Origin of the sequence: Gemmatimonas aurantiaca (assembly GCF_037190085.1) — a bacterium.
Classification (GTDB): domain Bacteria; phylum Gemmatimonadota; class Gemmatimonadetes; order Gemmatimonadales; family Gemmatimonadaceae; genus Gemmatimonas; species Gemmatimonas aurantiaca_A.
Genome location: NZ_JBBCJO010000012.1, coordinates 231181 through 243172, shown reverse-complemented (window position 1 = coordinate 243172; position 11992 = coordinate 231181). Strand labels below are relative to the sequence as shown.

The following is an 11992-nucleotide window of genomic DNA, read 5'->3' as shown; positions in this document are numbered from 1 at the left end:
TGATCCGGCAATGAAGAACATCTGCCGAACGCACTGACCGGTCGCCACTCCCGGGCGGCATCGCGCCGCCCCGGAGATGCCCCCTGATGCATTCCGTGATGTCCATCACGGAAACAACCCCCGGTCGCCGTCACTATTGAAGGTCTCGCCCTTGGCGCCCCCTCTTCAGGACCGGACAATGTCTGCAGCAAAGATCACGGAGCACTGGAATCTGCTCCGCAAGCGCGGCTTGGATCTGGGCACCGCGGCAGCTCCCGCGCAGGACGCGGGGTACGGTGGCCTTCTGCAACGGTTTCAGCGCGGCACCATCTATTGGCACCCCAACACGGGGGCGCATGAAGTGCACGGCGGTATCCTCACCCGCTACAACAACGGCGGCGCGCAGGGACCCAATCCGGCCACCGGCGAGCGGGAGCTGGGGTTCCCCACCAGCGACGAAACAATCAGTGAGGATGGTCGGTTCCCCTACTCCGTCTTCGAATGGGGAACGATCGGCTGGGTGCGGGGCACCGGCGGGGTGCGCCTCTTCGGCACACTCTACAACGCCTGGAAAGCAGCCGGCGGAGTGCACAGCTCGCTCGGTCATCCGCTGCAGGACGTGGTGCGCATCGGCGGCGGCCGCGCCGCGTATTTCGAACGGGGCGTGCTCTGGCATGCGGACAACAGCACCGCCGTCCTGCAGGGGGATCTCATCCCGCCGCTGCTCGGCTGTCCCCAGCTCATCGATCCGGACAATCCGCCGCAGTTGCCCTGGATGCGCTTTCGCGGGGCCGTCGCGGCGCTCGACGCACATCCGGAGCTGGCCACCACCCTGTGGAAGCAGCGACTCCGCCTCATCCCGGTGGGAAGCACCGTCATCCCGCAGGTCGAACTCAAGCCCGGAGCGCTGACCACCGACGGCGGCATACGCGTGCTGTCGTTCACGGTGGCACGCTCCACGACGGCCGGCGGCACGCACGGCGTCGACGTGCACACCAGTGCGACAACCGCCTTCGCCGGCACAACCGCCACCGGTCCGGCCTCCACCAGCACTGCCGGCGCATCGACCGGCGAGATGTCGACCTCCACAGGAGGCGGGAACACGACGGTCACCACCGGCGGCCTCACGCGACGGACCCTCTACTCCCTGGCGTTCTGCGTCCCCGGGATCGCTCCGATCATCATCGCGCCGCACGACATCTACGCGCGAAGCGACTGGGAATCGTTCAACATCGCCCACATCACCGACATCCATTCCAGTCGCCGCGTCGAGAAATATCGTGCGCAGCTCCGGAAGGCCGGCGTGCCCGCAGCCGACCTCGCGCTGTTCAACAACTGGAATGACAGTTTACGCGAGTTCATCCGGTTCGCCAACAAACAGCACGCCGCCGGCCAGCTCGATGCCATCATGGCCACCGGCGATCTGGTGGATTACGTCCATGAAGTGGGGGACCATCCGCATGGCCCCGGCAACTTCGAGTTCTTCGAGAATCTCGTGCGCGGCACGGCGCAGTCACCCGATCCGGAATCCCCCTCCGCCGAGCCGCTCCGCGTGCCCATCTTCACCAGCCTCGGCAATCACGATTACCGGGCGTGGCCGTATGCGCTCGCGTTCAAGATCAAGGTGTCGAGCGGTGATGTCGTCGGTTCGTTCCTGCATGACATCACCGGTGGCGCGATCGATATCGTCGTCGATGCTGTGGGGTCGGCACTCGACATGGTACCGGGAATCGGACTGCTCGGCCTGATCGATCCGATCTCCGCGCTCTCGCTGAGCCTCATCGATGCGCAATTTCAGTATTCCGGGCTGAATGTCACCCGCGCCGAGGCCCTCAAGCTGATCGGGCTCCGCGGCAAGAACCAGAACGAATGGTTCATCCCCGTGCTGACGCCGGAGAGTGCCGCGAAGCAGGTGCTCGTCGAACCGTCGATGCTGAACGAATCCAACTACTACTTCCGGCACATCAACCGCAACCGGTCGTACTTCGTGCGGATGGGACAGCACCGGCTGCTCATGCTCGACACGCGACAGGACAAGGACATCACCGACACGCTGACGGAAACCGTCATCACGAAACTCGGCTTCGGCAGCGAGAGCAGTGAACACTTCCTCGACGGCAGCCCCGATTCGACCGGAGTCAACACGGACGAACTCGCCCTGCTGCGGGCCGCACTCGACAGCGCCGGTGAACGGGGGCTCGTGCTGGTGGGGATGCATGCGCCGCCGATCAATCCGGCCGGCAACATGATGCTGCCGCATTTCCGGGAAACCATGCACCCCGGTGCATCGCCCGAACACATCACCTCGTTCCTGTTCCACAACAAGCGATCGGCCGTGATGCAGCAGGAGAACAGCGTGATGGTGCCGCGTCCGGATGCGCTGACCAACACCCCCAGTTGGCCGCGCAACGGCACGCCGTACTTCCACATCGGCACCGTCGAAGATCTGATGGACATGGGAATCGCCGTCGGTCATCAGGAGGAGCTGATGAAGATCGTCTCCGGCGGAGACGGACGGCGTCCCGTGACACTGCTCCTCTGCGGGCATGGTCACTACCGCTTCGATTTCCGCACCCGCTGGAACGCGGCGAAGCAGCAGCTCGAGATGTACACCGATCACTATTTCGAGAATCCGACGTCCTACTATCCTGTGTCGCTTCCCGGTCAGTGGTGGAAGGAGAGCAGCTACAGGCGGCGTCTCGTGAACATCAAAGCCGGCACACCGGCAGAAGGGGCCGAGCAGATCGTGAACGACAACCGGGCAGGGGCCACGTGGAAGGATCTTTCCACGTTCAATACGCCGCCGTATGCCCGTCCCCTTTCCGATGCAACCGACCCGGCCCAATGGTGGCGCGATCATCAGCCTGTCGTCGTGCAGACGGCAGCGCTGGGCCCCGCCTCCAACACCCGTCGCGACAAGGACACCAACGAAAATGCGCCCGGTCCCAACTTCCAGGGATTCCGCATCATCGAAATCGCCGACAATGTGATCCGGAGCGTCCGCTACATCACGATGGACCTGCTGCGTAGCGGCAACCTGAACCCGACGAGGCCTCCGCTCTCCACACAGCCGCCCGTCGTCCTCGGCGACCCGCCGACTCCCAGTGGCAACGCACCAGCCCCCATCGGTGGAGCCAGTGGTGGAAACAGCAGTGGGGCAAGCGGTGGGACCAGCGGTGGAGATGGAAAGCCAGTGGTGCGTGATCACCGGAAGCCTGCCGCGGGCAGCGACGAAAAAGACAGCAGCACGCCGAAAGACACCAACAAGCCGGTGATCCGCGATCATCGGCAGAAGTGACCGTTGCTGAAGCAGCGCTTTCGCGTATTGCCGGACCGATCGCGCTGTCCCACGATGGGGCAGCGCGTTCGTGTTTGCCGACCGGCAACCGTTCGCCGTTCCCGGGCAATGACATCACCTCAGGCAACGGAGGGTCACATGCGGGTGCCCATCGTCGTCGTCACACTGATCGCGCAGTGGACTGCACAACTCGTCACGCCGGCCATCAAAAGAAGCCAGGGTGGTCGATACGCCAAGACCATCGACCGGGATCAGGGCTCGAAGGTCAATGCACCCAACCAAGTCGCATGATCGCGTCCTTCCGAGCACGCGGGGGCGGACAAGTCGTAAAACAATGCCCCATCGTACATGAGGAGGGACCACCGGAGTCCCCTCCTCATGCGGATCGCCACGGCAGACTGTCGGAGAAGGGCTTCGCAGTGCCACGGAGGCCGCGCCCTTTTGACGGAACAGCCCGAGCCTGTTTATGATGGAGTGTGCTCCGGATTTTCCGCTCTCTCGGCGTTTGGCGGCGCCTCGGTTCCGCGTGTCTCGGGATTTGGTTCATCGCGTTGACGATGAATCTGGTTTCCGCGCACGCCTGTCCGATGCACGACATTGCGCCGGTGGCGACGGATGCAGCCGCGGCTCAGCCAGATGAGTCGGGGAATGGCCATGCGACGCATGGCGCGCATGGCCACGAAGCGGAATCCGAACGCGCGACGCCTCCTGCGGAGCATGATTCGCGCCATGATTGCCGTTGCATCAGCCACTGCTGTACATCGGCCGTGTCCCTGCACGCCATCGTGCCAGCGGTGAGCTTCACCACGATTGTGGCGAAGTCGGTGATCCTTCCAGGCCGCTCCCAGCAGGAGTTCATGGCGGCTTGGATCGATTTTGTCCTTCCATTCAGCACGGCGCCGCCAGCCGACGTCGTCGCCTGACCACAAGCAGCGACTGAACGTCGGCGACTCACGTGCGTGAGTCCGCTTGGCGCTCCGATGTCATCGAGCATCGGTGGCGTATTGGTACAGGCCCCATGACAGCCCACAGATAGCGCTGTCCACAGCCGCATTCTGACGTACGATCGCGCCATCTGATGCGCGTCTGTCGTGGAATGTCGCGCTGACACATTCTCACTCCCGACATCCCGTGATGCACCACGCCGTATCCGGTGTGGTCTGTCGCTTCGCACGCGCAGCGCGCTCACTGATTCTTCCGGTCGCCATCACCGGCGCCGTTGGGATTGCTGTACCGGCGATCGAAGCCCAGGCACGCCCACAACCTCCCAGTCGCACAGACTCCATCGTGCGCGCGGACTCCATGCGCGTCGATTCGCTCGCGCGTGTGCGTCATTCGACGACGTTGCAGTCGGTGAACGTCACGGCGGAGCGCGCGCGCGCTGCGCCGCCACCAGTGGCACGCATTGACGTCGATACGGCCGTCCTGCTCTCGACACCGGCTGCGAATGCCTATGACCTCGTTCGCCGGGCCACCGGCCTCGAGGTGCACGAGCAGGGGCAGGGACCCGGCTTCACGTCGAATGCCGTCATCCGGGGCTTCAATTCGGATCATTCCGCCGACGTGCTGCTGGTCGTGGACGGTGTGCCGATCAATGCGCCGGTGCATGGTCATGTCGAGGGGTTTGCGGACTGGAATGTGCTGTTTCCCGGCGCCGTGAACTCCATGCGCGTCATCCACGGCACGGCGAGTCCCCTGTATGGGGATTTCTCGCTCGCTGGCGTGGTCGAGGTGTTCACCGCGGCCGACGCCAGCGGAACGAGTGGTGCAGTGTCCACATCCAGCCTTGGTGACATCGGCATCTGGACGCGCACCGGCGCACGCGCAGTGCGTGGGGGCTGGATGGCCGCAACCGATCTGCGACGCAACCAGGGCTGGCAATCGAACAGCGCATATCTGCTTGGCAATGCGCTGATCAGAGGGTGGCGTGCGGTGGGCGCCGGCCGCGTCGAAGGTGGTGCCCAGTTCTATCGAAGCGGATGGGATTCCCCGGGGTTCGTGAGCGTGGCGCGCTACAACACCCGTGATTTGCGCGCCGCTGTCGATTCCACGGACGGTGGCGGTTCCTCGCGCGTGATTCTCAGCACCCGGTACTCGCGGCCGCTGCCCCGTTTGCGTTCACGTCCGCTGGCGCTCGAGCTCACCGCCTGGGCGCAAGGTTCGACGCAACAGATGTTCCTCAATATCCCCGGCGAAGGCAACGTCGCGCGCCAGAGCGGCGAGCATGACGATCGACGCGGAGCCGGCGGACAAGCCCAACTGGTATGGCTGGTGCCGTTGGGGGAACTGGTGGCGGGGACCTCGTTCCGTGGCGATCGGGCGGCATACACGCTCGAAAATACGCTCGCCCGGCAAGCCTCGTCGATGCAGCATTCCTACGACGCACGGTTCTGGTCCAGCGGATCGTATGCGCGGTGGCGTCGACTGGTTGCTGGTCGACTGGCGCTGGATGTCGGCGCACGATTGGATGTGCTGCACCACGAGTCCGAGGATCGACTCGCCAACACGGGCTGGCGGGCGGCCACCACGAGTATCGTCAGTCCCAAACTGGGTGCGCGCTACCTGCTGCCGTGGTCGATCGGAGGAGCCGGTCTTTCGGTGCTCGCCTCCTCCAGTCACGGATTCCGGAGTCCCCCGGGCGTAATCGCGGAACCGGGACGTGCACCGTATCTCGCGTGGTCGCACGAATCCGGTCTGGAACTGGAACGTGATGATCTCTCGGCGCACGTCTCGCTGTTCCGCATCGACACGCGCAATGAACGGATTTTCAATCCGGTCACGCTCGGTGTGTCGAGTGCCGGCCGCAGTCGACGCCAGGGCTTGGATGCACGCATCGCGTGGCAGGTTCCCGCCACGCTGGTGCAGCATGGGAGGTTGTCCACTTTGGCGATCGATGGCGCCATCACCCTGAACGACGCGCGTTTCCTGGGGGCGGCTCCCTCCGATACATCACGGGCCAGCGATCCCAACGCGGGGCATGATCACAACGTGCCCATTTTCCCCGGTGATCCCGTGCCGGGTGTCGCGCGGTACACGGCGCGTGTGGGTGCGGATCTGGAGATCGCCACGCCGCTGCTTCGCAGTGTGCGTGTGTCCTATCGCATTCTCGGACCCTTCACCCCGATCGGCGAGCCCGGCGTGACCACACGCGTGGCCAGTGTCTTCGATCTCGGGGCCAGTGTGCCTCTGCGCGCACTGGGCGCTTCCCTGGATCTCGACGCGCAGAACGTCTTCGATCTCCGCTATGTCGAGAATCGCGCGTCGCAGTTCATCACTCCCGGAGTGCCGCGTGTGCTCCGCGCATCGCTCCGCTTTCCGCAGTAGTTCACGCCAACCAACTCCATCTCATCATGACCTCACTACTCGCTCGCTCCGTGCGTTCGTTTGTACCCGCCGCGCTGGCCGCTCTTGGTGCTGCGTGCTCGTCCACCGATGGCCCCACGGCCAACAATGGCCCACAGCCGGTGAATATCCGCTTCGCGGCACGTGTTGGGACGGCCACCTTCGTCTGCGGACAGAATTTCACCGGAATGGGCACCTCCTCGTCCGTCGCGACGCCCACGGAATTCATGATGTACGTGCACGATGTGCGGCTACTGAAGGCCGATGGAACCGAGACGCCTGTGACACTCACCGTCGACAACAAGTGGCAAGTGGACAACGTAGCCCTTCTCGATTTCACGGCGGGTGGCACCGGCACCGCATGTCCGAGCGCCTCGGCCGACGTGAATACTCAGGTTGTCGGAACCGTTCCCGCCGGTACGTACACGGGTGTGCGGTTCGTGCTCGGATTGCCGTTCGCCAAGAACCACAGCGACCAGTCCACCGCGACGGGGCCGCTGGCCTCGTCGCGCATGTTCTGGTCGTGGAACGCGGGATACATGGCACTTCGTGTCGACATGAACACCACCGGCAAGCCGGGCGGTTGGTTCATGCACCTGGGCAGCACGGGGTGCACGCCGAGCACCAACGCAACGACCGTCCCCACATCATGCGCGCAGCCGAATCGGGGCACCATCACGCTCCCGGGATTCAATCCCGCCACCAATGTGATCGTGGCCGACCTCAAGGAACTCACCGCGACGACGAATCTCGATGTCGATCTCGGTGGCATGCCCGGTTGCATGAGTGGCACCACCGATCCGGAGTGCGCGACGCTGTTCAATGCCGTTGGCCTTGCGTTCAACGGTGGCGCCGCGCCCACCACGTCGGCCTTCTTCCGCGTCGGAACGCCGTGATGTCACACACCGCCAGACCGGCGTCTCTGCACCGACTCCTCATGGCGGTGGCCTGCCTGACAGGCATCGCGTCATGCGGGGGCGACGAGATGTTCGGCCCCCGTGGCGCGACAGCGTCGGGAAACTACGTATGGAATCTGCCGCCGGGCTTTCCCACACCGGAGGTGCCGGCGGACAATCCCATGTCCGTCGAAAAGGTGGAGTTGGGTCGTCACCTGTTCTATGACACGCGTCTGTCCGGCAACGGCAGCATGAGCTGCGCGAGCTGTCACGAGCAGGCACGCGCATTCTCCGACGGTCGTCTGGTGGGCATCGGCAGCACCGGCGAGGCCCACCCGCGCAACAGCATGGCTCTGTCCAATGTCGGCTACGCGTCGGTGCTCAACTGGGCGAACCCGAATATCATCGAACTCGAGAAGCAGGCACTGATCCCGATGTTCGGTGAACACCCCGTCGAGCTTGGCTTGTCGGGGCGCGAAGCCGAATTGTTGCGTCGTGTCCGGGTCGACACCACGTATCTGAGGCTGTTTGCCGCTGGTTTCCCCGGCGAGGCGGAACCCGTGTCCGTGGCGACGATCACCAAGGCGCTCGCGTCCTTCGAGCGTGCGCTAGTTTCCGGGAACTCACCGTACGATCGCTACAAATTCCGCAACGAGCGTACCGCCATCAGCGAATCGGCCAAGCGTGGCGAGGCATTGTTCTTCAGCGAGAAGGCGGAGTGCTTTCACTGTCACGCGGCACCGATATTCACCGGCTCGGTGAGCTACGTCGGCAAGACGTTCCGGGAGCAGGAGTTCTTCAACAACGGGTTGTACAATCTCGGCGGGACGGGTGCATATCCCGCCAACAACGTCGGCATTCATGAATTCACCGGACGTCCGGAAGACATGGGGGCATTCAAGGCCCCCAGTCTTCGCAATGTCGCCGTGTCCGCTCCCTACATGCACGACGGCAGCATCGCCACGCTCGAAGAGGTGGTCGATCATTACGCCCGGGGGGGACGACTCATCACGACCGGCCCCAATGCCGGTGATGGTCATCTGAGCCCCTACCGCAACGGCTTCATCACCGGATTCGAGGCGACGGCACAGGAACGTCTCGATCTGGTGGAGTTTCTCCGAACGTTGACCGATTCCACGTTCCTGACCGATCGGCGCTTCAGCAATCCGTGGCCGAACGGACGCAATCCCGCCCCCTGAGGCAGAGACCATTCACTGGATCTTCCACGACGGAGTCTCCTTCGGAGGCCTCCAGAGTGGTCGTACCCATCCGCGGTTCTTCAATCCGTCCGCAAACAAAAGCAGGCGTCCGGTTTTCCGGGCGCCTGCTTTTGTAACTCCTGGTATTTCAACAGCTCCCGGGGAGGGACTCGAACCCCCGACAGGGTGATTAACAGTCACCTGCTCTACCACCTGAGCTACCCGGGAATGACACCTCCGCAGTCCCGCGAGGAACGCGCCAGAGCCTCCAATAATCGCCCCTGCCATCGTCTCCGTCAAGCGCCCGGCCGGTAGAGGAATTGCCCCGTCTAGCGGGCGGCGGCACCAGCGGCCGTGCCGGGAGCGACACCGGAACCCTCGGGCAACACCGTCCTCAACCACCTCCCAGTGTGCGAGGCCGCCACGGTCACGATCTCCTCCGGCCGGCCCATGGCCACCACCCGGCCGCCGCCGTCGCCGCCGTCGGGGCCCATGTCCACGATCCAGTCGGCCAGCTTGATCACATCCAGGTGATGTTCGATCAGCAGCAGCGTATGTCCCTGCGACAACAGTCGCTCGAATACCTGCGCGAGTTTGCGGATGTCCTCCAGGTGCAGCCCCGTGGTGGGTTCGTCCATCACGTACAGCTTTCGCGCTTCACCACGCGCGGTCAGCGCGAGTTCACGGGCGATCTTGAGGCGCTGCGCTTCACCGCCGGACAGGGTCGTGGCGGGCTGACCCAGACGCAGATAGCCCAGTCCCACCTGCTGCACGTGCCAGAGCGCCTGCGCGAGTTTGTCCTCCCGCGGGAAGAACCGGATGGCTTCATCCACCGTGAGTTCGAGGACGTCGGCGATGTTCTTGCCGCGCACCCGCACTTCGAGCACCTCGGGCTTGAAACGTTTGCCGCCGCATGCATCGCAGGGCACGAACACATCGGCCATGAACACCATCTCCACTTCGATGGCGCCCGCGCCTTCACAATGCTCGCACCGCCCGCCGGCCACGTTGAACGAAAAATGGCCGGCGGTGAAACCCTTGGTTTTCGACACCGGCGACTCGGCGAACAGGCGCCGGATTTCGTCGAAGGCTTTCACATACGTGACCGGATTGGAGCGCGGCGACCGGCCGATGGGACTCTGGTCCACGAGCACCACATCATCGAGATGCTCGAAGCCGGTGAGGGCGGTGAAGCTGCCCACGGTTTCTCCGAGATGCTCCTTCGCGGAGTGTTCTCCATGCAGGCGCGCTTCGAGCGCATGAAAGAGCACATCGTGCACCAGCGTGCTCTTGCCCGACCCTGAGACGCCGGTGACCACCGTCATCGCACCCAGCGGAATGCGTACGTCCACGCCGTGCACGTTGTGCGCCGTGGCGCCGCGCAGTTCGAGCCATCGTGGCCCCACCGGCCGACGCCGGGCCGGTACCTCGATGGTGCGCGCGCCGGTGAGGTACTGACCGGTGAGTGGGCTCTGCTCCACATCGCGCATGGGACCCGCAAACACCACCTGACCGCCATGTTCGCCGGCGGCCGGGCCCATCTCCACCATGTAGTCGGCAATGCGCATGGCGTCGAGATCGTGCTCCACCATCACGACCGTGTTGCCGAGGTCGCGCAGACGGCGCAACAGCGACAGCAGACGATCGAGATCGCGCGGGTGCAGGCCGATGCTGGGTTCGTCCAGGACATACGTGGCATCCACGAGCGCCGCGCCCAGGGCATTGGACAGGGTGATGCGCTGCGCCTCACCGCCCGAGAGCGTGCGCGTGGCCCGGTCGAGCGTCAGATAGGTGAGTCCGACATCGGCGAGGAACCGCGTGCGGGAACGTGCTTCGCGCAACACGGCATCGGCGATGAGGGCCTCACTGCCGGTGAGCGACAGATCGTCCAGCCAGGTGCGCAGGTCGCGCACGGGCCACTGCGACACCTCCGCGATGGTCCGGCCGTCCACACGCACCTGCAGCGCCTCGGGCTGCAGTTTGGCGCCGCCGCAGGACGCGCAGGGGCGGGCGCTCTGATATTTGCGCAGAAAGATGCGGATGTACTGCTTGTACTTCTTCTCTTCGAGCGCTTCGAGAAACGGATAGATGCCCGTATAGGTGCGCGTGCGGGCGTGCAGGAACTTCTCCCGCACGTCGGCGGGCAGCGTATTCCAGGGCGCATCGGGGGACACACCCAGCGTCCGGGCGAACTCCACCACCAACCGTCGCTGTTTTTCGTAGCGCGGCGCGGTCCACGGATCGATGGCGCCATCGCGTACCGATCGCTCGGAGTTGGGGACGATGAGGCCGAGATCGTAGTCCAGCGTGGCGCCGAATCCGTTGCAGGTTGGGCAGGCGCCGCGCGGATTGTTGAACGAGAAGAGCTGCGGCGTGGGCGTGGGCGCGCGCGTGCCGTCGTTGGGACACTCGAATCGTTCGGTGAATGCCAGTTGCCAAACACCGGCTCCGGTTCCCGCGCGTGTCGCGCCGGACACCTCGCCCAGACGCGCGGCGACGCTGGCCGGTGGCACCAGCGGCTCGGTGAAGAGAATGCGGACATCCCCGTCACCCTCGGTGAAGGCCGTCTGCACCGCATCGGCGATACGACCGCGCGCCGAGGGTTCCACCCGCAGCCGGTCCACCACGATGGACACCCCTTCGCGCGTGGACAGATCCAGTGTGGCCTCCGTCACATCGTCGAGATGCAAGATCTCCAGACCGAGCGGCGACGGCACGGCCACGCGCACGAATCCCCGTGCGCGCAAATTCTCGACGATCACGGCGTGTGACACCTTGCTCGATCGTACCAGGGGGCAGGCCACGAGAAACCGGGTGCCCTCCGGCAATTCGAGCACCGTATCGGTCACCGACTGCACCGTATCGGGTCGCAGTTCGCGGCCGCACTTCGGGCAATAGGTGTGTCCCACACGGGCCCAGAGCAGGCGCAGATAGTCGTAGATCTCGGTGGCCGTGCCGACGGTGGAGCGCGAGGTGCGCGTGGGATTCTTCTGCTCGATCGCCACGGCCGGCGAGATCCCCTCGATGGCATCCACGGCCGGCTTCTCCATGCGCTCGAGGAACTGGCGCGCATAGGCCGACAGCGATTCCACATAGCGGCGCTGTCCTTCGGCATACAGCGTGTCGAACGCGAGCGACGATTTCCCCGACCCGGATACCCCGGTCACCACGGTGATCGCGCGACGGGGAAGGGTGAGGTCGAAGCCTTTGAGGTTGTGCTGGCGGGCACCGAGGATGCGGATCGAGTCCTTCATTCCCTGAAAACTATCCGCGTCGAC

Annotated in this window: 7 protein-coding genes and 1 tRNA gene; 6 read left to right on the top strand and 2 right to left on the bottom strand. The window is 64.6% G+C overall.

The window, feature by feature from the left end; all coding sequences use genetic code 11:
* The first annotated feature begins 178 nt into the window (after nucleotides 1-178).
* The 6 genes from WG208_RS15720 (at nucleotide 179) to WG208_RS15695 (ending at nucleotide 8714) form a co-directional block, all read left to right on the top strand.
* Nucleotides 179-3277, top strand: coding sequence for a metallophosphoesterase (locus WG208_RS15720; protein ID WP_337172324.1), 3099 nt, complete (start codon nucleotides 179-181; stop codon nucleotides 3275-3277).
* A gap of 138 nt (nucleotides 3278-3415) precedes the next feature.
* Complete coding sequence (locus WG208_RS15715; RefSeq protein ID WP_337172323.1) at nucleotides 3416-3568, top strand: hypothetical protein; 153 nt, start codon at nucleotides 3416-3418, stop codon at nucleotides 3566-3568.
* Nucleotides 3569-3834: 266 nt separating this feature from the next.
* Complete coding sequence (locus tag WG208_RS15710; RefSeq protein WP_337172322.1) at nucleotides 3835-4200, top strand: hypothetical protein; 366 nt, start codon at nucleotides 3835-3837, stop codon at nucleotides 4198-4200.
* Nucleotides 4201-4411: 211 nt separating this feature from the next.
* Complete coding sequence (locus WG208_RS15705) at nucleotides 4412-6601, top strand: TonB-dependent receptor (protein WP_337172321.1); 2190 nt, start codon at nucleotides 4412-4414, stop codon at nucleotides 6599-6601.
* 50 nt (nucleotides 6602-6651) lie between these two features.
* Nucleotides 6652-7515 (top strand): MbnP family copper-binding protein, encoded by an 864-nt coding sequence (locus tag WG208_RS15700; RefSeq protein WP_337172320.1) that lies wholly within the window; start codon nucleotides 6652-6654, stop codon nucleotides 7513-7515.
* The gene (locus WG208_RS15695) at nucleotides 7515-8714 is read left to right on the top strand and encodes an MbnH family di-heme enzyme (protein ID WP_337172319.1); all 1200 of its coding nucleotides are present in this window, start codon (nucleotides 7515-7517) and stop codon (nucleotides 8712-8714) included. The genes WG208_RS15700 and WG208_RS15695 overlap by 1 nt, the downstream gene beginning before the upstream one ends.
* 155 nt (nucleotides 8715-8869) lie before the next feature.
* On the opposite strand, the gene WG208_RS15690 is transcribed toward WG208_RS15695, so the two are convergent.
* Nucleotides 8870-8942: transfer RNA gene (locus WG208_RS15690), tRNA-Asn, on the bottom strand.
* Between the two features lie 101 nt (nucleotides 8943-9043).
* Nucleotides 9044-11968 (bottom strand): excinuclease ABC subunit UvrA, encoded by a 2925-nt coding sequence (gene uvrA, locus WG208_RS15685; protein WP_337172318.1) that lies wholly within the window; start codon nucleotides 11966-11968, stop codon nucleotides 9044-9046.
* Nucleotides 11969-11992 lie beyond the last annotated feature (24 nt).